This is a genomic window from Paenibacillus sp. JT22N1, assembly GCF_059692155.1.
Genome location: NZ_JCAUAW010000005.1, coordinates 38,508 through 64,962 on the forward strand (window position 1 = coordinate 38,508; position 26,455 = coordinate 64,962).

A 26,455-nucleotide genomic window follows, 5' to 3' on the forward strand; every position below is an offset into this window, starting at 1 on the left:
CTTGCCTAGAAGTTGTACAAATCTCAACTTTACACGTTGAGAAACCTTGTGAATGTAGCTTATTTTGGCATTAACCTTACAAGCACGCACACCCAAACAAGGCGTAACTTCCACCGAACACTATTCGTTTCTACGCGTCATTTGCTGCCAGACAGAGCCTTCGGCGGCGTGCCCGCCTTCGATGCGCTCGAGTGCGATTTTCACCTGCATGCGCACCTCGAATTCGGGGTCATCTACTGCCTGGTGCAGGTCACTGAGCACAGTGTTGTCTCCCACTTCGTACAAGAAGCGCGCCGCACGCCAGCGGACTAGCTTATTGCGGTCTTTGAGCGCCTTCGCCATGGCCGGAATGGCGGCAGGGTCTCCGATGTCGGACAGCGTATCGCCTGCGGTCCGCCGAACGGAAGGTGTATCGTCCTCGAGGGCACGATACAGGAAGGGCAGTACCTCGGGTTCCTTGATATCCCCGAGGTATACGGTTGCCAGTCGCCGAATCGACGTGTTCTCGTCCTGCAGGGCATGGACGAGAAGTGGCAGCGTCTCAAGCGACGGCTGGATCTTCTGAAGCGCGGCATAGCGCAGCTTCCAGTCGCTATGGCGCAGCTGCGCACTTGCTGCGCTTGCATCTTCAACCCCTGTGGATTCCTCCGCAGGGGAAGTTTCTGAGGTCTCCTCCATCGCGAGGGAGACCAAGCTTTCGACGCGGGCGTCGTCGTAAGAAGCGTCCAGCTCCTGGACGACTTCGCCCGCGATGTCCCCGAGCTCGCCGTAGCGTACGCCGAGCTCCTCGAGCTTCCGCTCCTTTATCAGGTTCGGCGATGCCGTACCTGCGCGAACTGCCGCTTGCGTAAAGCGCTCCGGCATTCCTACGCGCACTTCCTCAGCGCCAGCGCGTACCCTCACCTGGAGCGGGATACCACGAAACATCTGCACGAGGACTTGTGCCTCACCGAATGCAGCTTCAGCCGTAGGCTGCTGCTCCGGAGGTAGGCCTCCGTCTGCAGATGGCTGCGCTTCGCCGAAAATCTCACGGGCTCTGGCCAGAATGAACTGCCAGTCCCCCTTAGAGGTACGGTCTACGGCAATGAAATCCGCAGCGTGGAACACACTAATCACGCCTTGGACAGCCAGCAATTGCCCAAGGTTTTCAGGTGCTTGCTTGCTGTTTTCTTTTGTATAGGTTTTTCGCTCACCAGTAGGAAGCGACTCATCCATATTGAGCTTCATCGAATTCGGGCTAGGTGTAGGTTCAATAGATATAATTTTCAAGTGGACAACTCCTTTATGAAGGCATCGCAGCCGCGAACTGTTACGTGAAAAGACCCGGACGAAGTTCCGTCCAGGCCTGATATAGGCAGTTACTGCCGTTTAATCTAAATCAACTAAATTGCGATTTAAGTACTGATCCAACGTTTTCGTTAAATCAAACACCGTATGAGCTAAATCAACATTCTCAAAGACATGATCACATTGGTCACGGAAAGCTAATTCATCTTCGTAATAAGAGAGATACTTTGAAATGACTTCTGCAGAATCTCCACTTTCTTTCATCCGTTGTTCAAGTTTATCCCGTCCGGCATGAATGAAGATAAGGACTACGTGATCTCCGTAAATCTTTTTGAGGGTTTCGGCGCCAAAGCGATTCAAGATTAAATAAATGCTTCCGCTGAGCTCGAACATGTGTTCAATATCTGCACTTTTGATACCATACAAATGGTCATTAACTGTACTAACCTCAATGAATTCACCGGCAGCTTGGGCTTTAACAAACTCAGCCGGAGAGATAAAGTGATAATCTTGACCATCTTCTTCGGTAGCCTTCGGAGGTCTAGTGGTATAAGAGATGACCTGCTTCATGCCGAGCGTAGAGCCTGACATTTCCGCGACCGTCTTACGACCAGCACCGTGAGGACCGGTGAATACAAAAATCATTTCCTTGTCCTTTAATGCGTACATGGAACATACCTCCTTAATGGGAATTGTGGGGGGTAAATCCTACGTGCGTGCAACGGTATGAAACGATTTTTGATAAGTAGGATCACTTGCAGCCGTATTTATATTTTACAACGTTCGGGTTATTCGGTAAAGCCTTGTGTGGAAAGCGCTTTTTTTCTTAGCGCTTTCCGCCACGGCCGCCACCACGTGGTGCACTGCCGCGGGATCCGCCTGATTGCCCGCCGCGAGGCGAGCTGGATCTGTCGCCACGCGGCGCTCCGCCGCGTGCTCCGAAGCTATCACCGCGAGGTGCGCTACCGCGAGCTCCACGCTCGGCACTGTCGCCACGTCCGCGTGCCTGGCCGCTGCGTTCGCCGCCAGCTTGCCCGCCGCGAGGCGCACTCGGTCTGTCGCCACGCGGCGCTCCGCCACGTGCTCCAAAGCCTTCGCCACGCGGCGCTCCGCCGCGAGCCCCAAAGCCTTCGCCGCGCGGCGCTCCACCGCGAGCTCCAAAGCCTTCACCGCGAGGCGCAGCTGCACCTCGAGCTCCGCGCTCGGGACTGTCGCCACGGCCTTTGCCGCCGCGAATCGTGCGTGACGCACTTGCAGCGTCGTCACGCCCCGTGCCGGCATACTTGTTATATGGCGAGTAAGACTTATCGCCATGAGGAGCAGAACGTTTGCGCTCTGTACCTTCACCGCGACCTGCTGTACGAGGCGCGCGTTCGGCTTCGTCTCCGCCACTCCATGAACGGGTGACGCGAGCTTTAGCCGCATTCATGTTGTCACCGCGACCTGGTCCAGCGTTCGTTGCTGCAGGGCGGTCTTTATTCTCAGCGCGTCCCCATGTATTCGGATTGCGTTCCGAGTTGACCTTCGCAGGACGTGGACCTGTACGTGCACTTCCAGGTGCAGCAGTACGCGAACCGAATTTATCGCCTCTAGAGGACGAACTATTTGTTCCATACTGAACGTTGTCTCGACCACCACGGCTAGCTTCGCGAGCGCCGGATCTTCCGCTGCGTCCGCCGCGCTGTTCAGCTGCGCCGTTTCTTTCATTACGGCCACCGCGTGATTGCCCGCCGCTGCTTCTGCGTGCGGAACCTCTGCCATCTGTGTCTACATATTCTTCAGAGTTGGAACGAACACGTCTTTGCTGTTGTTCCGGACTTCTCAAAGACATCCGAATCCCTTTTTCGATCAATTCAATAGTAGGCATATCTCGTTGTGTAGCAAAAGTCACAGCTACACCCGATTCCCCAGCACGGCCAGTTCGGCCAATACGGTGAATATAGCTCTCAGCATCTTGCGGGACATCATAATTGAAAATATGAGTGACGCCTTCAACATCTAAGCCACGAGCTGCGATATCCGTTGCAACCAAAAGTTCGATTCGCCCGTCTCTGAAACGCTTCATGACTTGTTCGCGCTTCGCTTGAGACAAATCACCATGAAGCTCATCCGACATTAAGCCGATTTCCTGCAAAACCTCATTGAGCGCTATAGCCTTAGCTTTCGTACGACAGAAGATCATAGCTAGATATGGCTTATATTCTTTTATAGCTGCTATCAAAGCATCTTGTTTGTCTCGATCTGTCGTTGGAACCAGTACTTGTTTAATTTCAGTCAAAGTCACTTGTTTACTTTGAATTTTAATTTCCTTAGCTTCTTTCATATAAGCTTTGGATAGGTTTACGACCTGCTCAGGCATAGTTGCAGAGAAGAGAAGTGTTTGACGATAAGGGGATGTTTGGGCAATGATATCCTTCACTTCATGAAGGAAGCCCATATGCAGCATTTGATCGGCTTCATCTAATACAAGTATTTTCAATTTATAGAAGTTGATAGAACCGCGGCGAAGGTGATCGAGCAATCTTCCCGGTGTTCCTACTACTATATGTATGTTACCTTGTAGCTTTCTAAGCTGCTTTTCTACATCTTGCCCGCCATATGCCGCCAAAACCTTTGCTCCTGTAACAGGGACAAGGTTTTTTAGCTCGTTGCTAATTTGAATAGCTAATTCACGTGTCGGTGTCAATATAAGTGCTTGAACATCTGGGCTTTCTACATCAATTGTTTCTAATATAGGAAGTACAAAGGCAAGGGTTTTACCAGTACCTGTTTGTGCTTGTGCGATAACATCTGTACCTTTTAATAAAACAGGAATCGCTTCTTTTTGAATGGGGGTCGGTTCTACGACTCCTCCAGATTGTAATACTTGAACAAGACTTTCTCTAATACCTAATGAGGCAAATCCATTTGACATGGTAAATTGGCCAGCTCCCTTTTTCCTGCTAATATAGGGACTTTGGTCGTAGACCAGAGTCTCTCCTTGTTAAAGACGATTCCCTCATTGTACAGGAATGCCAGACAAATGAAAACAGGAGCCGACCAACAAGCAGTAATTACTACTTTATATAGAAGGAATTTTCGTGAATTCATGTAGTTTGCTTCTACGTTAGTGTTCAGGCAATACTTGCGCTGTGCCGAAAACGCGCGTAACCGTTTGATTGAAATCCGTTAATAAAGGCATAAGTGAGTGGCCCTTCCAGCTTTCTTGGGCGTAGTTATTCATTTTATTAAGGAAATCACGGTTTGCCGAAATGTATACATCCATAATGTTAGGCTGAAGCGAACGAATTTTCTCAGCCATGGCTTGTTTGAAACGATGTGAAAGTAGATCGTGGTGCACGGCAGTTTCATAACTATTGTAGCCATTGTTTAAATCATTGGACGGCATGGAGTCGTTGAGTGGCGCCTTATCGTTATAAAAACCTTTGTTAGTCCCCTGGTTATTCGTCTCTTTGGTGGTACCTTTAGTACCTATAGCACTGCTGTCAATCATTAGAGCGACGTAGGCATTCTGATCCGTAGTCATCACGATGGCTGTATTAACCCCGTTCATAGCATGTAATTGATTGGAAAGAAATTGGCTGTATTCCAGCTTTGAATTGTTGTGCGTAACTGGACCATAGAGCTGCTGAGTTTGATAAGATCTTTCGGTTTCCTCTGTTTTTTCGACAGGGGCGCCAAAATTCGTGTGGTCGGGACTTTTCCCGTATTCTCTTCCATTCTCTGCACAACCGGATAATGTCAGCAGGAGGAATAACATTCCACAAATCGGAAAACCTAACTTCCTGAGCATCAAAAGAGACCTCCCATATACGTTGTAATGTTTATAGGATGGGATGTTTCTGCGCTTTTATTCGTGTTCACAAATAAAGGCTTTTATGCATAAAGAGGCGGGTGTATGGAAATAACCATGGAGGGAAAATATATCGCTACAGAGCGGTTTAAGAACAATTTGTGAACTTCCCTCCAGCGATTGACAAAAACTTTTCACGAATTTATAGTTAATAAAGTGAATTGACATGGGCATGGCCTTCGTGGTAAAAATATTGTTTTAAAAGTGGGGTTGATACAATGAGTCGATTGAAAAAGTTATGGCGTCTGGTGCCCCTTTTAGCGGCAATGACGTTCTTGCTAACCGGGTGTGGAGACCCAACCTTGTCTGCTTTAGTACCAAAAGGTCCTGTGGCAACCGAGCAGCTTTATTTAATGAAATTAAGTCTCTTTATCATGGTTTTTGTCGTAATTGTCGTATTTGCAATTTATGTGTATGTGTTAATTCGCTTTCGTAAGCGTGAAGGTGATAATAGCGTACCTAAGCAAGTTGAAGGTAGCCACGTGCTTGAGATTATCTGGACCGTTGTTCCGATTCTCCTTCTGTTAGTACTTGCGGTGCCAACAGTGACCTACACATTTAAGCATTCAACAAATTACAATAAGGACAAAGCTGCGGTTCATGTCAAAGTAACTGCACATCAATTCTGGTGGCAGTTTGAATATCCCGATTTAGGCATCGCTACAGCTCAAGAGCTTGTCGTACCTAAGGATAAAATCATTGCATTTGAACTTGTTTCGGCTGACGTTTCTCATGCTTTCTGGGTACCGTCCTTGGGCGGTAAAGTAGATACAAATCCTGGCATCACGAACACGCTTTACTTGCAAGCAGATGAAATCGCTACATTCCAAGGTAGATGTACAGAGCTTTGCGGAGCCTCGCATGCCTTAATGAACTTCACAGTCGAATCGAAGACTGAAGCAGATTTCAATGCATGGGTAGCGAAAATGAAAGCTCCTGCTAGTGTGCCGGCAACTGCACAAAAAGGTGAAGAGCTTTTCAAAGAAAATTGTATGTCTTGTCATGCTGTAAATGCAAATGGTCCTGGTGTTGCTCCTAACCTCAAAGGTTTTGCAGATCGCAATACGCTTGCTGGTATTCTTGAACACACTCCTGAGAAGATGGCGCTGTGGATACATAATCCGCAAGAACAAAAACCAGGCAATAAAATGCCGGCTTTTGGTAAAGAAGCAGGCGGCAAGCTTGATGACGCTCAAATTAAAGATATTGTTCAGTACTTACAGACTTTGAAATAAACTTCTCAGGTAAAGGAGGTTAATACGTTGGCTCACTCTCATCCAGTAAAAAAATACAGCGGTTTGATGGATTGGCTCACTACAGTCGATCACAAGAAAATCGGTATCCTGTACTTAATAGCGGGCGGCTTCTTCTTCCTCGTAGGAGGACTTGAAGCCATCTTGATCCGGATTCAACTTGCTTATCCCGATCAACACATTTTTATCGGCGATTCATTTAACCAATTAACGACGATGCACGGAACAACGATGATTTTCTTTGCGGCTATGCCGGTTATCTTCGCATTCATGAATGCCATCGTTCCTCTACAAATTGGTGCAAGGGACGTTGCGTTCCCTTTCGTTAACTCACTTGGTCTCTGGTTGTTCATCGCAGGTGGGGTACTGATGAACACTAGTTGGTTCTTGGGCGGGGCACCTGATGGCGGTTGGACGGGGTATGCACCATTGTCCTCGATAACAGACAGTGCTTTGGGACAAACAATAGAAAACAACCTGCAAGGTATGGACTTCTATGTAATTGGATTACAAATTGCCGGTATTGGTACACTAATCGGGGGGATTAACTTCCTCGTTACCATTATCAACATGCGTGCACCAGGTCTAACGTATATGCGTATGCCAATGTTCACATGGTCTGCTTTCATTACTTCCGGTTTGATCGTGCTTGCCTTCCCGGCATTTACGGTTGCCCTTGTTGAACTTATGTTTGACCGTGTCTTCGGTGGTGCATTCTTCGATGCAGCCAGAGGCGGTAACAACGTACTATGGGAGCATTTATTCTGGATTTTCGGGCATCCCGAAGTTTACATTTTGATTCTTCCTGCTTTTGGTATCATTTCTGAGATTGTTTCAACTTTCTCGAAGAAACGTCTTTTCGGATACAGCTCCATGGTATTTGCAACAGTTTTGATTGGTTTCCTAGGCTTCATGGTTTGGGTTCACCATATGTTTACAGCTGGTTTAGGTCCAGTGGCCAATTCCATCTTCGCGATTGCTACTATGGCTATTGCAGTTCCAACTGGCGTGAAGATCTTTAACTGGTTATTCACACTTTGGGGCGGGCAAATTCGCTTCACAACAGCGAATATTTTCGCAACAGCTTTTATCCCAACATTCGTAATGGGTGGAACAACGGGGGTTATGCTTGCGATTCCAGCAGCAGACTTCCAGTATCATGATACGTATTTCGTTGTCGCACACTTTCACTATGTTATCGTTGGTGGTCTAGTACTTGGTTTATTCGCGGGTCTTTACTACTGGTGGCCAAAAATGTTTGGACGTATGTTAAACGAAGGAATGGGTAAACTGCATTTCTGGTTGTTCTTCATTGGCTTCCATCTAACATTCTTCCCTCAGCATTTCTTGGGACTTATGGGAATGCCGCGTCGTGTCTTTACGTACCAACCCGGACATGATCTCGAAGTAGGTAACTTGGTTTCAACCGTAGGTGCATTCTTGATGGGTATCGGTACATTGGTATTCCTGATCAATATTATTTCAACAGCAAGAAAACCAATTACGGCTCCTGCAGATCCATGGGACGGTCGTACATTGGAGTGGGCGATTCCTTCTCCTGCACCTGAATATAACTTCAAACAAACGCCGCTTGTTCGCGGATTAGATGCACTTTGGAAAGAAAAAATGGCTGGTAATAAAGAGATGACTCCGGCAGAACCTGTAGGTTCGATTCATATGCCTTCAGCATCCATTTTACCGCTTGTTATGTCCGTTGGTTTGTTCATTGCAGGATTTGGTTTTATGTACAAAAACCACTATGTAGCTGTCGCGGGTATGATTGTTACATTTATTGCAATGTTCTTGCGTTCCGTATATGACGATCATGGTTGGCATATTGAAAAGGAAGAGCTTGAAGATGACAAGGGGGTAAAGGCATGAGTACTCATCATACGGGCGCACTGCCTGCTAATCCGGAAACGGCTACCCTCGAAGGGAAAAATAAAGTTCTCGGATTTTGGTTGTTCCTCGGTGCCGAGGTTGTGTTGTTCGGTTGTTTATTCGCAACCTACATCGCGCTTCGGAACTCTGTTCCAGACGGTCCTACAGCGGATGAACTTTTCAAGCTCAAAACAGTAGGCTGGTCTACGTTCATCCTCTTAACAAGTAGCTTAACGAGTGTATTCGCGATCATGGCGATGCACAAACAGAAGCTAGGACAATTGCTGTTTTGGCTTGCAATTACTGTATTGTTTGGTCTTTCGTTCTTGGGAATGGAGATTTACGAGTTCGTTGAATATGTGCACGAAGGTCACAAGTTCACAACAAGTGCTTTCTCAACCTCGTTTTATACCTTAGTCGGGTTCCATGGAGCTCACGTAGCGTTCGGTGTTTGCTGGATTACACTGTTGATTTTGCAAGGATTCAAAAAAGGTCTTACGGTTGTTACAGCGCCTAAGTTTTATGTAGCAGCCTTGTATTGGCACTTTATTGACTTAGTCTGGGTATTTATCTTCACAGTCGTTTATCTGATGGGGAAGGTGGGTCACTAAGATGAGCAATTCTCATGATACACACACACCTAGCAAACGAGTTAAGCATGAATCACCACTGAACCACTACTTGTCATACATTATCTCGATTCTTCTCACGATGTTGGCATTCGCAGTCGTTCTTTACGGAGACTTAGATCGTTCCTTTATTTTAATCTTCATCGTAACTTTGGCGCTTGTGCAAGCTATCGTCCAACTTCTGTTCTGGATGCATGCCAAAGAAAGAGGACACTTATTCCCGCTAATTTTCCTCGGGGCAGGAGCGTTTGTAGCTCTAACAGGAGTTATTACAGCGGTATATTGGATGTGGTGGTAAGAAAGCAGGAAGAGGCAACTTTGTCTAGACAAAGTGCCTCCTCTTTTTTTAGTTGAAAGGAGATAGAGATTAGCTATGAGCCAAATTGGTGGATTTTTCGATTTGTGGAATCCTGTTATTCTGTTGGTGGTCGTCGTTGTCGGATATGTCTATAGTCGATTTGTCGCTAAGGGGAATGGGAATTTCGCAGATGCCGAGCCAGTTACGGGTAAGCAGAAGCTATATTTCTATACGGGGCTTGCCCTATTCTACATTGGACAGGGGAGTCCGATTAACTACATCGGCCATCATTACTTGTTTAGTGTGCATATGCTGCAGCAAACAATTCTTTATTTAATTGTTCCTATATTTATATGGCTAGGTACGCCTGCTTGGGTGCTCCGTCTTTTTATGCAAAATCGAGTCTTCCGCGGCATATTTTCATTTTTCACACGTCCGCTGATCGCGCTGTTTTTGTTCAACATGCTCTTCTCCATCTATCACATGCCTTTTATTATGGACGGTTTGATGAAGAATGATGTGTTACTTTTAAGTTATCATACGGTGCTTCTGATTACTGCGTTCATGATGTGGTTCCCTGTATTTTGTCCACTTCCGGAGCTGAATAGCCTGAATGACCTGAAGAAATTGGCCTATATTTTTGGCAATGGTATGTTGTTGACACCTGCCTGCGCGCTTATAATATTTGCTGATTCAATCATTTATGATATGTATTCGAATGTTACTGTGCCTTTCACTCATTTGTCTCCGCTCGATGATCAACAGCTCGGCGGTGTTCTTATGAAAATCATCCAAGAAGTCGTATATGGCACTACACTTGCCTATATTTTCTTCAGATGGTACCGTAGAGAGCGTAAGGAAGATGACGATATGGATCTTCTTGAGGCACAAGAGAGCTTGAATAACCAAGGCGGGAATTGGAATCGCGCTTAGAAAGGATTTATGGAGATGCACATTTTACCAACTATTTCTACGATGTTTATCGTTATCAGTGCCATATTTGTTGGTTTCGGCTGGTATCATATTGTAAAAGGGAATCGGGAAACGCATCAAAAGCTGATGGTTCTTGGAGCAATCTTCGCACTAGCGTTTTTCATCATCTACATGTCCCGTACCTTGTTTGAGGGAAACACGGCATTTGGCGGACCGGAGAGTCTGAAGCTGCCGTATCACTTATTCTTGTTCTTCCATATAACGCTGGCAACGGTGGGTGGAGTGCTGGGTCTAATCACATTATGGTTTGCTTACAAAAACAAATTTCTAAAACATAAAAAAATCGGACGAGTCGCCGCGATTGTATGGCTGCTTACCGCGCCTACAGGCGTCATGGTGTATGTTCTGCTCTATTTGATGTATCCAGGTGGAACAACGAAGCCAGTTATTGATGCGATTTTTGGCTTGTAAGGAGAAGCTGAATGTGTGAGTTATGCTCACAACATTCGGCTTTTTTTGTTCCCGTTTTTTTCCAAATATTGTGGTAAACTAATTCATGAACAAATAAACGTGTTATCTAAGGAAGGTGGTTAAAAGGTGACATATCCTTTGATCGTTGATCATGTTACAAAGCAATACGGGGAGAAAACAGCAGTGAATGACATCCAGCTTCGTGTAAAGCAGGGAGAGATATATGGGTTACTTGGGGCTAATGGAGCTGGGAAGACAACGACGATGCGGATGGTATTAGGTCTGATTTATCCGGATCATGGAAGCATAAAGTGGAAGGGTCAAGGCTATCGGGAAGAGCTGAGACAGTTGATGGGCTATTTGCCAGAAGAGCGAGGTTTGTATCCGAAGGTCAAAGTTAGCGATCAGATCATCTATTTAGCGGAGCTGCGTGGTCTTTCCCGTAAACAGGCTGATGCCAGTCTGAAGCTGTGGTTGGAGCGATTTGACGTCCCCGAATATTACAATAAGAAGGTGGAGGAGCTATCTAAGGGAAACCAGCAGAAGATCCAATTCATCGCTGCGGTCATACATAACCCGGAAATACTAATTCTGGATGAAGCCTTTAGTGGACTCGATCCGGTGAATGTGGAGCTGCTGAAAACAACAGTGAAAATCTTACGCGACGAGGGAAAGACGATTCTCTTTTCCAGTCATCGCATGGATCATGTGGAGGAGCTGTGCGAGCATATTTGCATTCTGCATCGTTCCAATACGCTTGTGCAAGGCAGCTTGAAAGATATTAAAGCAACGTTTCCTAAAGAGAGAATCATACTCGAGACCGAGAATCCGATTGAAGGTTTGGAGAAGCTCCAAGGCGTTACTGGGGTAGAAAAGCATCTGACCGGGTATGAGATACGCATTAATGATGCTGCGGCGTCGCAGCATATTCTCAGACATGCCATGGGGCAGTCAAACGTATATCGGTTTCAGTTGATGGAGCCAACGTTAAATGAAATCTTTATTCAGAAGGTGGGGAGCGCACATGAATAGGATCATGACCGTTATTCAATTCACTTTCATGACCCGTTTTCGATCCAAATCGTTTCGTGTGATGAGTGTGATTCTGATTCTGCTATTATCCATTATGATTCATTTACCTGCACTCATTGAAAAACTTTCCTCCCATGAAGCGACGAAGATTGGTGTCTTTGGAGGCAAACAAACGGAGCTTGCTGGTAAGCTAGCGGCATTTTATAATAATCAACCGAATCCGGATATTGTCATTATTCCACTTCCGGATGCGGGAAGTACTGCAGCGAATGAAGCTTTAGGTAAGCAGCAGATCGCTGATAAGAAGATCAAGGGATATTTGGAATTTACAGATGCCGTTGCAGCCGGTTTTCCGAAAATGGTGTATAAATCCGAAGGCACGATGGAATTTTCGTTAAAGGGCAAGCTTCAGACAGCTCTTCAGCTTATTAAAACTGACACGGCCTTACAAGGAGCAGGTCTCGCGGCTGAACAAAAGGCTAATATTCAAGCGCCAGTTTCCTTAGAGACTGTGCAAATCTCAACTAATGACAAGGCTGCGTCTGGCAAAACGGAATCGCAAATGGTGATGTCCTACGCGCTTGTATACGTGATGCTGTTCATGCTTTACATGGGTGTTATCGGCTTTGGGAACATGGTCGCGATGGAAATCACAGCAGAGAAGAGCTCCCGAGTAATGGAGCTTCTTATCACCAGTGTGTCCCCGCTTAAGCAGATGTTTGGCAAAATCATCGGAATTTGTCTACTCGCTTTATCACAAATAGCGCTGACGATTGTGGTGGGTGCAATCAATTTAAGCTTTTCTGGCAGCAGCAAACTAATTTCGGAGCTGCACCTTAACTGGTCCGATTTACAAATATCACTTATCGTATATTTCTTAATCTTCTACCTGTTAGGGTTCTTCATCTATGCAACGGTTTTTGCGGCTGTAGGTTCACTTGTGAGCCGTACAGAGGAGGTGGGGCAGGCGATCATGCCGGTAACCCTGCTCATCGTGGCAGCCTTCATGATTGCCATGTTTGGACTGAATAACCCGAATGCCGGATTCGTTGTTACGATGTCATTCATACCGTTCTTTTCGCCGCTTATCATGTTCCTGCGCATAGGAATGAGTAGTCCGCCTATTTGGCAAATATGGCTCTCCATCGCCATTCAATTGGCATCTATCGGTGCTATGGCTTGGCTTGCTGCTAAGATCTATCGCACAGGGGTGTTGATGTACGGCAAACGTCCTTCGTGGCGAGAGCTGCGGAAGGCGATGCGGGCTTATAAGGTGTAGGGGGATATCGTCTGCAGTCCCCCAGTATGAAATGAGATCAACCAGAATGATCTAGTTGATCTCATCATACGACGCTTTAATGCGTAATAGGAAGACTTATCTCTATCGTTGTCCCTTTATTTTCCTCACTGAACACGGCGATTTCTCCATTGTGATTTTCTATAATCCTTTTACTGACCATGAAGCCTAGTCCGGTTCCCTTTTCTTTTGTTGTGTAGAAGGGTTCTCCTAACTTAGAAAGAATGTGTTCGGGAATTCCACACCCTTGATCAATAAAGCGAAGCAAGATATGATTTGGATTTTCATTTTTACTTATTACTTGAATAACGATATTTCCGCCTTTCGGCATAGCTTCGATAGCATTCTTAATAAAGTTAATACACACTTGCTTCAGTTGATTTTCATCACACAGAATAAGGGGAATGTCCGGATCAAACTCTGTGATGATTTGAACATTGTTGATAATAGCTTGCGTATCTAGTAAGGTAGTCACTTGTGCTAGGAGCATCCGAATATCTCTACGTTCCGTTTGAATGATTTGAGGCTTTGCAAGAATTAATAGTTCACTTAGAATCATTTCAATTCGTTCGATTTCGGAGGCCATGATGTCCAAATACATTTTTTTCTCGACGATGCCAGATTTCATGAGTTGAACGAATCCTTTAATTGCCGTGATCGGATTGCGAATTTCATGAGCAATTCCGGCCGCTAATTGCCCTGCAATGGACAATTTTTCTGACCTAATCAATAGCTCTTCCGCTTGCTTTTTGTCAGTGATATCCCTTAGGATCACAGCCCAACCAGTAATATGCCCATTCTCTCTGCGCATTGTGAAAGTTGAAATCATAACCGTAAGATTAACGCCATCTTTTCTTTTTCTAATGGTTTCATATCCCTCGACGGTCTCAATGGATTTAATCCTAGCCAGATTATGAGCGACATCCGGTTTGAGTTCAAGAGGAATGTTGGGTAAATCCAATACATGGAGTCCAATAATTTCGGGCTCTGTCCATCCATACGTTTTTTCAAAAGCCTGATTGATTCTTACTGCTGTTCCTTCCAAATTAAGAATAAGAATCGGATCCACATTTCGATCAATAAAGGATTCAAGCTGGTCTTTCGCTGCTTTCAGTTCTTGCTCCGCACGTTTTCTTTCACTAATATCTCTTCCCACAGCTAATACTTTAACAATTTCCCTGTCTTCATTACGAATGATTTTTGCCGTTGTTTCAAACCAGATATAGTGTCCTTGTTTATGACGAACTCGGGAAGTAAAAGTATCTACATCTGATTTTTGCAGAATATTTTCATCGATAAATGAAGCAACATCATCCGGGTGCCAGAAGTCTATTGCGACTTTGCCCACATATTCATCAGGCTCATATCCAAGTAAAGTCTTAATGGCAGGGGAAACATAACGAACTACGCCATCAGGCGTTGCAAACGTAATAATATCCTGCGCATTCTCTGAAATGAGTTGGTATAGATTTTGACTTTCTTCTAATCTTTTCCACAATTCTTTTCGGTATGTGATATCACTAGCAAGTCCGTAGACACCAATGACTTGCTGATTGACTAAGATCGGGACATTGGTCACATCGAAAGTTGTATATCTCCCTTTCTTATTTATACCTGATGCCTCGTATCGTTGTGCAAAACCTTTTGCCGCTTGATTGAAATGATTCTCTACCAGTTCTAAATCTGTAGGAGCTGCGACCGAACGAAAGTTTATCAGATTCTCTATCATTTCCTGTTTCGTATAACCCATCAGTTCTTCAAAAGATTGATTAATAGAGGTGTAGTTACCCTCCAAATCCATCGAATAAATTAAATCCGGATGATAGTCGAAAAGGGATTTATACCGCTGTTCGTTGTCCTGTAAGTTACGCTCTTTTTTGATTCGTTCGGTAATATCTCTGGAAACGACGATAATTTCTTTCGTCTCACCAGTTTCTGAATCGAGAAGGGAGCTGCTAGTTGACTCGGTCCATATATAACTCCCGTCCTTTTTTCGTATTCGAACGATCCTGTTAGATTGCTTGTCTGTTTGAAGGATATCTATATGATCCTGAATGGCTATTTGGACATCCTCAGGATGAAGGAATTCATAACCTGCTTTCCCGATCATTTCTTCAGGCACATATCCAAGAACTTCATAACAAGAAGGAGATGCGTAAAGATAGGTTCCGTCAGGGTTGTGCATGGTAATGAAATCAAATGCATGTTCCACAACGGATCGATAGCGCTGCTCTCTTTCTATTAAAAGGCGCTTTTTCTCCTGGATTTCGTTATAAGCGATCCTTTGATCGGTGATATTGATAACCTGAGATATGAAAAATAGGGGTTCTCCAGCTTTATTTTTCACTAAGGAGACCGTTATTTGTACCCATACAATCTCGCCCTCTTGCTTAATCAGGCGTTTTTCCATTTGGTATGATTCTCTCATACCTTCTATTAATTGGTTCCTAAATGCAAGATCAAGGTCTAAATCATTGGGATGTGTCACTTCTTGAACGGTCTTACGGAGTAATTCTTCCTCAGATATTCCTAAGATCGAGCAGACAGTTGAATTTGCTTTGAGTACGCTCCCATTAATTGCTACGAGAACCATACCAATCGGAGCATATTGAAAGGCCTGGAAAAATAAGGTTTGATTCTCTAGCTGGTGCTCAATTAGCATGGGGTAACCCTCCTGTTATAACTCGATGTATGAATTCTTCTATGGAATTGATCTTTTCTCCTTCTAGCTTTAAAAACAAATATGCAGTTGCTCTTTTTTCGGATTCGATGATACACTAAGACGCGAAATCAGATTGAGCGGGGGAGCGACTCATGCCCAGAATAGGCACCTTCTATCAGAACCATTTGAAGCGGAAAATGTTTAATAAAATATTGTTTCTCTATACCATTGCACTGATTATCCTGTTTGTCACCGTGGCCTTCTTAGCCTATCGGTACTACGAACAGCGCGTTATTCAGGAAAAAATGGATAAAAATTTGCAAACGATCGATATTGTTAGCGTTTACATAAATCAGCAGGTAGAGAGAATGCAGTCCAATATTCAAGAGCTGTATACAGATGCGGCCGTCAGCGAAGATTTGAATTATTTTCTGATGCATGACTATTCTGCCTACTTGGAACATCGACTAAATCGCTATTATATGAATGAAAATTACCAAGGAAAAGGGATAGACACTTATCTCAAATCGATCGTAAACGAAGAGGCAGGAATCGAGAACCTCATTCTATACAGTTATGAGAAAAAGTTTTTTTACATCCTAAATCAAAGCTACCAAGACCGCATTACTTCGCCGATTAGCGAATCTGAGGAAACCAAGTGGCTCATGGAGATGAAAAATCAAAGCTGGAGGAGTTTGGATGAGGGTGCTTTGCTGGAGCGGAGGGTGGAAGGGAAGTCCTTGTTTATGTATGCGAGGATGCTTCAGGATCCGATAACGCTCAAGACGAACGGCCTTATGATTTTTGATTTTAATACGGATCAAATTATTAAATCCATTCACAGCAAGACAGAAGACAGACGAGGGAACTTTGTTATCGCGACGCCAACTGGCGAAGTCATTTACGATTCCGAAAACAAATATTACGGCAAGAAATATCCGTATTGGAACGAATTGCAAAGCCAGAAAGAATGGTATGCACTGGATGAGTCATCGAAGGTGAATCTCATCAATATCGGAAACACAGGGCTCGTGATCGCCGGTATTATGCCGCTGTCGACGATTCAGAAGAGTGTAAATACGGTGCGCAACAGCTTAATCGGCGTCACGCTGCTTGGCATCGCACTCAGTTTTGCCTTTACATTTTCGGTGATCGGTCGATTTTCGAAGAAAATTAGGAAGATTATGCTGCATACCAGTCGGCTGCAAGGCGGAGATTTGTCAGCGCGAATTCGCATGGAAGGGGAAGACGAGCTTCAGCAAATATCCGAAAGCTTTAATTATATGTGCGATCGTCTGGAATCCTACATCGAGAAGATGTATGTGTCGGAAATTAGGCAGAAGAGTGCCGAATTGTCTGCTTTGCAGGCGCAAATTAACCCCCATTTTCTCTACAATACGCTGGAAAGCATTCGGATGAAAGCTTTTGCCTCCGGAAACAGAGATGTGGGACAAATGATTTACTTGCTTGCGGGCATTTTCCGCAATATGATTCGCAATCAGACGAGCATCAAACTGGCGGAAGAAATCAATATGTGCAGCACCTATCTGGAATTGTTTCGATTCCGATATGAAGATAAGCTGATGGTTGATATCCGACTGGACGGTTCGATCGCGGGCTGTAAAGTGATAAAGCTGCTCATCCAGCCTATTGTAGAGAACTATGTCGTTCATGGATTTCGACCGGATTCGGGTGAGAATCGAATTTCCATTACGGCCGACCAGGTGGAAGGTCGTATTGTTATCATGGTGGCAGACAACGGGAAGGGGATTTCACAGGTAAGATTGGATGAAATTGAAAAAAGGCTGAAGCCAGTCTATGCAGGTGCATCCGAAACTAGTGATTCACTTGGCTTGTTTAACGTGAATGAACGCATTCGTTTGACGTATGGGAATGATTATGGACTTCGTATCCGAAGCGAAGAAAATAGGGGTACAGAAGTTATTTTGGAGCTCCCGGCGCTGAAGGAGGAGGCAATCGCATGAGAAAAGTTTTTTTCGCGGATGATGAGCCATTAATCGCTAAAGGAATGCCTTCTGTTCTTGATTGGCAGCAATTTGGTTTGTCCGTCACAGGAACGGCGATGGATGGTGCAGAAGCGTTTGCGAAGCTGCAAGAAGAGCCGGTGGACTTGTTGATTACAGATATTATGATGCCAGAGATGAACGGATTGGATTTGATTCGCAAGGTCAAAACGATCCATCCCCGAACGAAGTTCATTGTGATGAGCGGTTACGAAGAATTTCAATACGTGAAGGAAGGCATTACGTTAGGCATTGAAAATTATATTCTGAAACCGATCAATATCGATGAGCTGGAATCGACAATTAAGCACATTATTAGGGACTGGGAGCGAGAAGAGTTCAGCTTGTTCCGTACCGATGAGGATTGGAAAATACTCCGCAACAACATTTTACAGCGCTGGTCGAGCGGAGAAATTGAAGGTCAGGAACTAAGAGATCGGGCTGCACTCTTGGGAATTCCCATGTTTCATGCTTATTATCAAGTCGCTACATTGAAAATTGTGTATGAAAGCGATCCGTCCTCCCGGCTTCACAAGTTGGACGTGCTGGCTGAACAATGCGAGAGAATGGCGAAGGAAAGGCTGCCTAAGGGCAGTGAGGTTGTCTCATTTTCCGATGGCGATGAAAACATTGTTGTCATTTTCGCTTTGACCAGCTCAGATCACCAAGACGTATCCTATCTCGCTATTGAAGATATGATCAGTTGGCTTACACAGGCTACAGGCTATCCGGTTTGGGGAGTGTCAGACGGGGCCCAAGAAGACGGTCAAAGCGTAGCCAAGAGTTATGGTTCCGTGAAACAATGGTTTCACGAACACTTGCTGCAAAGCGCAGATCAGGTGAACCTTCATAAGCTAGCTGAAAGTGTGGAGACTGTGCCAGCTGTCTCGAAGCAAGAAGTTGATATCCATGCCTTTGTTCAGATTTTGGCGGGAGATCAGCTAGAGCAGATCCAGCCTTTCGTTGAGACAGCTCTCTCCGTAGAGCTAGAGGACACTCCAACTCAGCCGAGCAGACACCCTTACTTTAATTCAGCGATCCAGTTGATGCTTGCCGCTAAAGATCGGGAGAAAGGCCAGGATTACGCAGAAATTTTTGCACCATTAGCTCATATTCATACGCTCGCCGGATTGAAAAAGCATGTCATCAAGATCATTGAAGGGACGATAGAACGCACTGCCAATGCTTCTCTTCAAACGTATAGTCCTCATGTCGGGGCGCTGCTGGACCATGTGCATGCACATTATCGTGAGGAGCTATCGTTAAAGACTTGGGGGCATAAAGTTGAGCTGCATCCGAATTATCTGGGACAATTGTTTCAAACAGAGGTCGGAACCAGCTTCTCCGATTATTTGAATCAGTTCCGAATTGAGAAAGCGACCCATCTGCTGCTTTACACTGATCGTAAAACAGCGGATATCGCCCAAGACGTGGGCTATTGGGACACATCCTACTTCTATCGGCAATTTAAGAAATATGCCGGCGTATCTCCCACCGAACTAAGATCGATGTACGCCAAAAAGTAAAAGCAAGCGACAAGTTAACGAACACATCCGATCTATTGATCGCATGTGTTTTGTTTTTTTCTAAAACTTATCTTTAATTTATCCATCTATATGTAGTATTTCTCTACTTTCTAGGCTTCATCATCTACTGGCATAATAAGGTAGACGTTAGAGAGAGGGGGAGAAGCCATGCCGCGTGGAGTCAAGAACATTTTGAAGAACCAAGCTTTTCTCTTCATGGTACTACCGGGAGCGCTGTACTTTATCGTATTCGCCTATTTACCTATGTTCGGTTCCGTTTTGGCTTTCAAGGATTTTCATATTAGCTCCAATGGTTTTTTTGCAAGCGTTTTTAACAGTAAGTGGGTCGGGTTGAAAAACTTCGAATTTCTGTTCTCCACGGACGATGCGTATCTGATTACTAGAAATACGGTTCTTTACAATCTGGCTTTAATCTTCATTGGCCTTGTTTGTGCGGTCGCTTTCGCCATTATCTTGAATGAATTATTAAGCAAAAAGCTAGCAAAGTTGTATCAGACGGCGATGTTCATGCCTTACTTTTTATCTTGGGTCATTATCAGTTACTTTACTTTCACCTTTCTTAGTGTGGATAAAGGGGTCATGAACAGGCTAATCCTCTTCTTCGGAGGTGAAAAAGTCAGCTGGTATGCAGATACCACCTACTGGCCTTACATTCTGATTATTATGGGCATCTGGAAATCCGTTGGCTATGGCAGTGTCGTTTATCTCGCAGCGATTGCGGGCATTGACCGTTCCTACTATGAAGCCGCCATGATCGATGGAGCGACCAAGCTGCAGCAAATTCGGTTTATCACACTTCCACTGCTGAAGCCGCTAATGATTATTTTGACGATTCTTTCCTTGGGCGGCATTTTCCGGTCTGATTTCGGGCTATTCTTTCAAATTCCGAAAGATTCAGGCGCATTATACGCAGTTACCAATGTTATCGATACCTTCGTCTATAACAGTTTAATTAACACAGGAGACATCGGCATGAGTACGGCGGCTGGCTTGTACCAGTCTGTGGTAGGACTTATTTTAGTGCTACTGGCTAACTATACCGTTCGGAAAATGGAGAAAGACTATGCGGTCTTTTAGCAGCAGGGGAGGTGAAGAGAATGTCGCGTATTAACAAAGCTAAGGATTTGAACAGGATCAGTTATTTCTGGAATACGATTTTTAGCCTTCTGATCGGTCTGTTTGCCGTATCCTGTGTATTTCCTTTTTTATTCGTTATTCTCATCTCGTTTACGGATGAACACACGCTTGCTGTCGAAGGGTTCAAAGTGATACCCAGCAAGTGGAGCGGTGAAGCGTACAAGTTCGTTTTCGAGTCAGGACACCAGTTGTTCCGCTCCTTTGGAGTCACCATAACGGTGACGATCATCGGGACGCTGCTAACGTTGTTTTGCGTTTCTACTTACGCTTATGCGATTTCAAGAAAGAATTTTACATATCGCAGATTTTTCAGCTTTCTGGCTTTTTTCACGATGCTCTTCTCTGGCGGATTAGTGCCATCCTACATCATCATGACGCAATTTCTTCATTTGCAAAATACGATCTGGAGCCTCATCCTGCCATCAATCGTCAATGCGTTCTACATTATCGTCATGCGCACGTTTTTTATAACCACGGTTCCAGATGCTCTCATTGAATCAGCTAAAATCGATGGCGCAACGGAGTTCGGTATTTATCTGAAAATCGTGTTACCGATTTCACTTCCAGGCATTGCAACGATAGGTTTATTCAGCACCTTAGGCTTCTGGAATGACTGGTTTAACGCGCTGCTGTATATTGACGATCCGAATTTGGTCCCTCTTCAGTCCATGCTGATGCGTATTGAGGGCAATATGGATTTCATGGTTCAGAACAGTAAGAATCTCATTTCCTATGAAGTGATCAGCACACTGCCTACTGAAACGGTTCGGATGGCGATGGTCGTTCTGGCCACGCTGCCAATTGCACTAGCATATCCGTTCTTCCAAAAGTATTTCGTAGCGGGCTTAACGATTGGTTCAGTGAAAGAGTAACCGGGATTGTCCCCGCATTAGCGGTGTCAATAGATATGATCGATCATAAGGGGGAAAAGAATCAATATGGTGAAAAACAAACTATTTCCACTGACGATGGCTACGATGCTGCTCAGTACTGTGGCACTAACCGCATGTGGAACAGATAACAACAAAACGAGCACACCAGCACCGACAGCGGCCGGAACAGCCACGAAAGCGCCAAGCAAAGACAAGGATAAGCTAGATCCTGTTAAGCTGAAAATGTATTTGATCGGCGGACCGCAAGGGGATATGAAAACGGTTCAAGAAGAAATGAACAAGTATGTGAAGGAAAAAATCAACGCCGAGTTGGACATCACGCAAATCGACTGGGGCGATTATACGAAAAGGATGCAAGTCATAACAGCGTCTGGCGAGAGTTTCGATATCGCTTTCACTAGTTCTTGGGCATTCGATTATCGCCAGAATGTGGCAAAGGGTGTGTTCTTGCCGCTGAATGATTTGCTGGATAAATACGGCCAAGGCATTAAAGATACGCTGGACCCGCGTTTTCTGGCAGGGACCAAAGTTAGCGGCAAGAATTATGCTATTCCTGTAAACAAAGAGCTAGCTCAGCAATTCGTATGGCGCTTTAACAAGAAATATGTTGATAAGTACAATCTGGATATCACCAAAGTGCGCACGCTGGAGGACCTGGAGCCGCTGCTCAAGAAGGTGAAAGAAGGCGAATCGAAAGATATTATTCCACTTGCCGTGCCGAAAGGATTCAAAGCATACCTGCCTTTCGACTACCTATTTGACGACAATATTCCAATCGGAATGCCGATGGATACGAAGGACTTCAAATTCGTTAACATGCTCGATACGCCTGATATGAAAAACTCCTTGAAGACGATGCGCAAATATTACCAAGCTGGATACCTGCGTGAAGATGTAGCGACGCTGGAAGGTATCGACAATATGAAGACAGGCAAATGGCTGGTGGATAAGGAAATTACACAGCCTTATGCGGACAAAGGTTGGTCCCGCAGCGCCGGCTATGAGATCGTATCAGCGCCTATGCAGGATCCTATTATTTACACAGGTTCCGCTGCTGGATCGATGCACGCCATCTCCGCTAACTCCAAAAATCCGGAGCGCGCGATGATGTTCCTGAATTTGCTCAACTCGGATAAAAAGCTGCGCAACATGATTCAGTACGGTATTGAAGGCGTGCATTATAAGAAGGTTTCTGAGAATGTCATCGAAGATCTTCCTGCTATGAAAGAAAGATATGCGATGCCTGGATTCGCGCTTGGCAATATGTTCTTAACGTATCTGCATGCTGATGAGCCAGCGGATAAGTGGGACGCTTTCGGCAAATTCAATAAGTCTGCCACCGTTGCTCCTACATTTGGATTTAACTTCGATCCAACTCCGGTAAAAACGGAAGTAGCGAACATCACGAATGTGGCCAAAGAATTTATGCCAGCAATTTATACGGGATCTGTTGATCCTGATGCTTATGTAGTCAAAGCTATGGAGAAGTTTAAATCGGCTGGTATGGATAAAGTTATCCAAGAAGCTCAGAAACAGTATGATGAATGGAAGAAAACGAATAAATAAGGCTTGAGCAAAGCAGCACCAGGCAGAGGGAATCGGATGTACAGCATCATACATCATACCGTTTCCCTTATTTTTTACGCACTAAATCATATTGTTCTAGGAGTGAGAGTTTACATAGTCTTGATTGAATGAATTGGAGGTTATTTGATGAAAAAACATGGGTTAAGTCTAATGTTCTTAGTATTGATTTGTCTTGTCTTGCCATTAACAGTTTCGGCTAAACAACCCCAATCCTCGTATTGGTTTCCGGAGCAATTGCTCCAGTGGAGTCCGGAAAGCGATCAGGATGCGGAGTTTAACCGGAGCATAATCCAACTGGAGGATCGTTTCGCTGGGAATAAAGTGAATCCCAATGCTTCCAAGGATACCAAAATTGCGGCGCTCTCGGCCATGAATCGGCAGACCAGCGGTGTGCCGTCGCAGGGCTCGCGAAAGTTTGAATCGAACACATTCTCTTACTGGCAATATGTAGACAAGCTTGTATACTGGGGTGGCTCTTCCGGCGAAGGCATCATCGTGCCGCCAAGCGCGGATGTGACGGACTCGGCGCATAAGAATGGCGTTCCTGTGCTTGGAACGGTGTTCTTTCCTCCGAGTGCTTACGGGGGCAAATATGAATGGGTGCAGCAATTTCTGAAGCAAAACCAAGATGGCTCATTCCCGATGGCTGACAAGTTGATCGAAGTCGCGAAACATTACGGTTTCGATGGCTGGTTCATTAATCAGGAGACCCAAGGGGGGACGGCTGAAGATTCGAAAAAGATGCAGGAGTTTCTGACGTATATTCAGGCACATAAGTCCGCGGGCATGCAGGTCATGTGGTATGATTCCATGACGTCGGATGGAAGAATCAACTGGCAGAATGCGCTGAACGATAAGAACAGCATGTTCCTGCAGATGAACAAGCAACAAGTATCGGACAGCATGTTCCTCAACTTCTGGTGGAGGGAGCTGGATTCTTCGGCTTTGAAGGCGAAGAGCTTGGAAAGAAGTCCTTCTGATCTGTTTGCAGGCATTGATGTAGAAGCAAACGGGTATAACACCAATGTTAGATGGAATGCTTGGTTCCCAGAGGGTAAAGCGCCAGGGACCTCCCTTGGCATTTATCGCCCTGACTGGGCGTTCAACAGTGCAGGCAGCATGGAGGATTTCTTTGCTAGAGAAAACCGTTTCTGGGTTGGCGAGAAAGGTGATCCGAGCCACACGCAGACCACATCATCTTGGAAGGGAATGGCTCACTATGCCGTTGAACAATCTCCCGTAAATGAATTGCCGTTCACAACGAATTTTAACACAGGCAGCGGCAAGCAATTTTATGTAGCCGGTAAAATAAGCAGTGAGAAGGCTTGGAACAACCGCAGCTTGCAAGATGTGCTGCCGACGTGGCGCTGGCTGGCGGAAAGCAAGGGTCAAGCGCTGAAGGCGAGTCTCGATTGGTCGACAGCCTATAATGGAGGAAGCTCCTTGAAAGTTGAAGGAAAGCTGAGTCCGGACAATGCAACCCACTTGAAGCTTTATAAGACGGATCTTCTAGTGGAGGAGAGTACTAAATTGTCCATCACCTACTTGACGCAGCTTGCTCCCGAGATGAAAGTAGGGCTCGCTTTCTCGGACAGTCCGGATCAATACCTATTCTTGGACGTGAAGGGCGGCACGAATATGGATTGGACGACAGAATCGTTTAACCTTACCAAATATAAAGGAAAACGAATTACGGCGGTCTCTTTACATTTTGATTCGAAAAAGACCATCGACCATTATTCGATCCAAATCGGCCAATTATCCATAAGCAATGCGAATGACAAAGGTGGACCACTTCCGGCTGTCAAGGATTTGAAAGTGCTTGGCGCGGACTTCAGAGATGGCATTTATGGTGACGCAAGACTTGGGTGGAAGGCTATTGGTAAAGATGTGAAGCATTATGAAGTCTACAGAGTGTATCCGGATGGCAAAGAGGAATGGGTCGGTGCGACGCCGAACCGAGTTTACTACGTGCCGGAAATGCGAAGAGCCGGGAAAGAAAGCCAAACAACGCTGAAGGTTGTAGCTGTGGATACGGCAAATCGCCAAGGCAAATCAGCGGAAATCGTTTACACCTGGCCGACGTATCCGAAGCCAGTCGCCGGGTTTAAGGCGGACCATACATTGATCGCGCCAGGGGATAAAGTGAACTTTACCGACTTATCTTCGGAGGTTACCGAAAGTTGGGCGTGGTCCTTTGAAGGAGGTACGCCTGCGACAAGTACCGATAAGAATCCTGTTGTAACGTATTCACAAGAAGGAACATTCTCTGTGACGCTGACAGCAAAGAACAGTGTAGGGGATCAAAGTATCACGAAACAAGGATTGATTACCGTTACGAAGCTCGCTTCGGGCGGAGTAAAGAACCTGGCGTTGAATAAAACGGCAACGGCGGATGGAGCTTGCGGTCCGAATGAGGGGCCTTCTGGAGCGCTCGATGGTAAAGTGACCGATAACAGCAAGTGGTGCGCCCTCGGCAGCGGGCCGCATTGGTTAGCGGTTGATCTCGGAGGGGAACACTTGATTAGCGAGTTTGTCATTAAGCACGCTGAGACTGGCGGCGAAGCGGCTGCTTACAATACAAGAGAGTATCAAATTCAAGTCAGCAACGATGGCAGCACGTGGACGGATATGGTATCCGTAACGGGCAACACGATGGGTGAGACGAAGGATGCCATTTCGCTGACTAAAGCGAGATATGTGAAGCTTACCATTGTGAAGGCGACGCAAGGCGGCGATACGGCGGCTCGTATTTACGAATTCGAGGTAAATGGGCTGGAGTAGGCACGTAGGGACAGGTTCAGGTCCTTCACCGGGAGCGGTGGAGGACCTTTTTTGTTTTTATACAGCATGATTACATTTTCCCTAGCTTCAATGAGTGGGAAGGTGGATGCCCGACGATTTTCTTGTACATGTAGTTGAAATAGGTCTGGTCGCAGTAGCCGAGCGAATCCGATATTTCCCCGATCGTCATATTCGTCGTCAGAAGCAGCTCCCTTGCGGAGGCCACACGTATTTCATGCATATATTCTATCGGCGTTCGTCCGATTACTTCCTTGAACACATTCGAAACATAATTCGGGCTTCGGTCGACATGCTGGGCGAGATCTTGTATCCGCAGAGGTTCCCGATAATGCTGAACGATATATTGCTGAATCCGCAGCGCGAGACTTCGACGCGAGGATGAGAACGCTTCGTTCGTTAATTCACGCTGTACAAGTCCAAGTATCTCCGTTAATATGCCTTCGGATATCATCTCATAGAATGGCATCTTGCCGATCCACGATTCATTGAGAACGGAGAAGCGCTGCTTGATGTAGTCAAAACCGGTCGGACGGTATTGCAAATAGGGCTCGCTGCTGAATCCAGTGAGTTTATCGAGAGGTAAATCACTAAAGTGTGCAGAGTACATATGGTGTGGCTCGCTCTCATCGGCTTCTGCAGCCCGCCAAGTGCCTTGGGTTAGGAACAGTCCTTCCCCCTTCGAAATGCATAATGTCCGATCACCAATTGCGTAGCGTACTTTTCCTTTTACGACGAGCAGCAGAATATGATGCCGAGTAGGGCCCAGGTCCACATGCCAATTCGATCCGGCCGGTTGTTGGTCGAATATAATATGTTCGATCTTCATCAGAAACGTCTCCCCTCGGTCCTTTGAAAATCGTAGAATC

The 26,455-nt window shown here is 45.5% G+C and carries 20 protein-coding genes; 14 read left to right on the plus strand and 6 right to left on the minus strand.

Annotated elements, in window-relative coordinates; translation table 11 throughout:
* Positions 1–120: 120 nt before the first annotated feature.
* The 4 genes from AC58UU_RS11340 to AC58UU_RS11355 form a co-directional block, all read right to left on the minus strand.
* Positions 121–1,269, minus strand: coding sequence for a conserved virulence factor C family protein (locus tag AC58UU_RS11340; RefSeq protein WP_497315636.1), 1,149 nt, complete (start codon positions 1,267–1,269; stop codon positions 121–123).
* A 99-nt stretch (positions 1,270–1,368) separates the two neighbouring features.
* Positions 1,369–1,956 carry a guanylate kinase gene (locus AC58UU_RS11345; protein WP_497315638.1) on the minus strand — a complete coding sequence of 196 codons (588 nt, stop codon included), beginning with the start codon at positions 1,954–1,956 and terminating at the stop codon, positions 1,369–1,371.
* 157 nt (positions 1,957–2,113) lie between these two features.
* Positions 2,114–4,201, minus strand: coding sequence for a DEAD/DEAH box helicase (locus AC58UU_RS11350; protein WP_497315640.1), 2,088 nt, complete (start codon positions 4,199–4,201; stop codon positions 2,114–2,116).
* A gap of 192 nt (positions 4,202–4,393) precedes the next feature.
* Positions 4,394–5,080, minus strand: a complete 687-nt coding sequence (locus AC58UU_RS11355; protein ID WP_497315642.1) for a YhcN/YlaJ family sporulation lipoprotein — start codon at positions 5,078–5,080, stop codon at positions 4,394–4,396.
* A gap of 278 nt (positions 5,081–5,358) precedes the next feature.
* Between AC58UU_RS11355 and coxB the strand changes: the two genes are divergently transcribed.
* The 8 genes from coxB to AC58UU_RS11395 all read left to right on the plus strand — a co-directional run bounded on the left by coxB (position 5,359) and on the right by AC58UU_RS11395 (position 12,916).
* Positions 5,359–6,375 carry a cytochrome c oxidase subunit II gene (gene coxB / locus AC58UU_RS11360; protein WP_497315644.1) on the plus strand — a complete coding sequence of 339 codons (1,017 nt, stop codon included), beginning with the start codon at positions 5,359–5,361 and terminating at the stop codon, positions 6,373–6,375.
* 27 nt (positions 6,376–6,402) lie between these two features.
* The gene (gene ctaD, locus AC58UU_RS11365) at positions 6,403–8,274 is read left to right on the plus strand and encodes a cytochrome c oxidase subunit I (RefSeq protein ID WP_497315646.1); all 1,872 of its coding nucleotides are present in this window, start codon (positions 6,403–6,405) and stop codon (positions 8,272–8,274) included.
* On the plus strand, positions 8,271–8,885 hold the full coding sequence (locus tag AC58UU_RS11370; RefSeq protein WP_497315648.1) for a cytochrome (ubi)quinol oxidase subunit III: 615 nt from the start codon (positions 8,271–8,273) through the stop codon (positions 8,883–8,885). The genes ctaD and AC58UU_RS11370 overlap by 4 nt, the downstream gene beginning before the upstream one ends.
* Before the next feature lies 1 nt (position 8,886).
* Positions 8,887–9,201, plus strand: a complete 315-nt coding sequence (locus AC58UU_RS11375; RefSeq protein WP_497315650.1) for a cytochrome C oxidase subunit IV family protein — start codon at positions 8,887–8,889, stop codon at positions 9,199–9,201.
* Between the two features lie 75 nt (positions 9,202–9,276).
* Positions 9,277–10,134, plus strand: coding sequence for a cytochrome c oxidase assembly protein (locus tag AC58UU_RS11380; protein ID WP_497315652.1), 858 nt, complete (start codon positions 9,277–9,279; stop codon positions 10,132–10,134).
* A 9-nt stretch (positions 10,135–10,143) separates the two neighbouring features.
* A complete protein-coding gene (locus AC58UU_RS11385) occupies positions 10,144–10,605 on the plus strand; it encodes a DUF420 domain-containing protein (RefSeq protein ID WP_171649503.1) in 462 nt (153 codons plus the stop codon).
* Positions 10,606–10,731: 126 nt separating this feature from the next.
* On the plus strand, positions 10,732–11,637 hold the full coding sequence (locus AC58UU_RS11390; RefSeq protein WP_497315654.1) for an ABC transporter ATP-binding protein: 906 nt from the start codon (positions 10,732–10,734) through the stop codon (positions 11,635–11,637).
* A complete protein-coding gene (locus tag AC58UU_RS11395; RefSeq protein WP_497315656.1) occupies positions 11,630–12,916 on the plus strand; it encodes an ABC transporter permease in 1,287 nt (428 codons plus the stop codon). Before AC58UU_RS11390 ends, AC58UU_RS11395 begins: the two co-directional genes overlap by 8 nt.
* 76 nt (positions 12,917–12,992) lie before the next feature.
* Here AC58UU_RS11395 and AC58UU_RS11400 read toward each other — a convergent pair whose 3' ends face one another.
* Positions 12,993–15,596 (minus strand): PAS domain S-box protein, encoded by a 2,604-nt coding sequence (locus AC58UU_RS11400; RefSeq protein ID WP_497315658.1) that lies wholly within the window; start codon positions 15,594–15,596, stop codon positions 12,993–12,995.
* Between the two features lie 152 nt (positions 15,597–15,748).
* Here AC58UU_RS11400 and AC58UU_RS11405 point away from each other — a divergent pair, with 152 nt between their 5' ends.
* From AC58UU_RS11405 to AC58UU_RS11430, 6 genes are all read left to right on the plus strand, one after another.
* Complete coding sequence (locus tag AC58UU_RS11405; RefSeq protein ID WP_497315660.1) at positions 15,749–17,581, plus strand: sensor histidine kinase; 1,833 nt, start codon at positions 15,749–15,751, stop codon at positions 17,579–17,581.
* Positions 17,578–19,146 (plus strand): response regulator transcription factor, encoded by a 1,569-nt coding sequence (locus AC58UU_RS11410; protein WP_497315662.1) that lies wholly within the window; start codon positions 17,578–17,580, stop codon positions 19,144–19,146. Before AC58UU_RS11405 ends, AC58UU_RS11410 begins: the two co-directional genes overlap by 4 nt.
* Positions 19,147–19,314: 168 nt before the next feature.
* Positions 19,315–20,244 (plus strand): ABC transporter permease, encoded by a 930-nt coding sequence (locus AC58UU_RS11415; RefSeq protein WP_497315664.1) that lies wholly within the window; start codon positions 19,315–19,317, stop codon positions 20,242–20,244.
* A gap of 20 nt (positions 20,245–20,264) precedes the next feature.
* Complete coding sequence (locus AC58UU_RS11420) at positions 20,265–21,176, plus strand: carbohydrate ABC transporter permease (protein ID WP_497315666.1); 912 nt, start codon at positions 20,265–20,267, stop codon at positions 21,174–21,176.
* Between the two features lie 66 nt (positions 21,177–21,242).
* Complete coding sequence (locus tag AC58UU_RS11425) at positions 21,243–22,763, plus strand: ABC transporter substrate-binding protein (protein WP_497315668.1); 1,521 nt, start codon at positions 21,243–21,245, stop codon at positions 22,761–22,763.
* A 147-nt stretch (positions 22,764–22,910) separates the two neighbouring features.
* The gene (locus tag AC58UU_RS11430) at positions 22,911–25,568 is read left to right on the plus strand and encodes an endo-beta-N-acetylglucosaminidase (RefSeq protein WP_497315670.1); all 2,658 of its coding nucleotides are present in this window, start codon (positions 22,911–22,913) and stop codon (positions 25,566–25,568) included.
* 70 nt (positions 25,569–25,638) lie between these two features.
* On the opposite strand, the gene AC58UU_RS11435 is transcribed toward AC58UU_RS11430, so the two are convergent.
* Positions 25,639–26,415: an AraC family transcriptional regulator gene (locus AC58UU_RS11435; RefSeq protein WP_497315672.1), complete on the minus strand. Its 777-nt coding sequence runs from the start codon at positions 26,413–26,415 to the stop codon at positions 25,639–25,641.
* Positions 26,416–26,455: the final 40 nt, after the last annotated feature.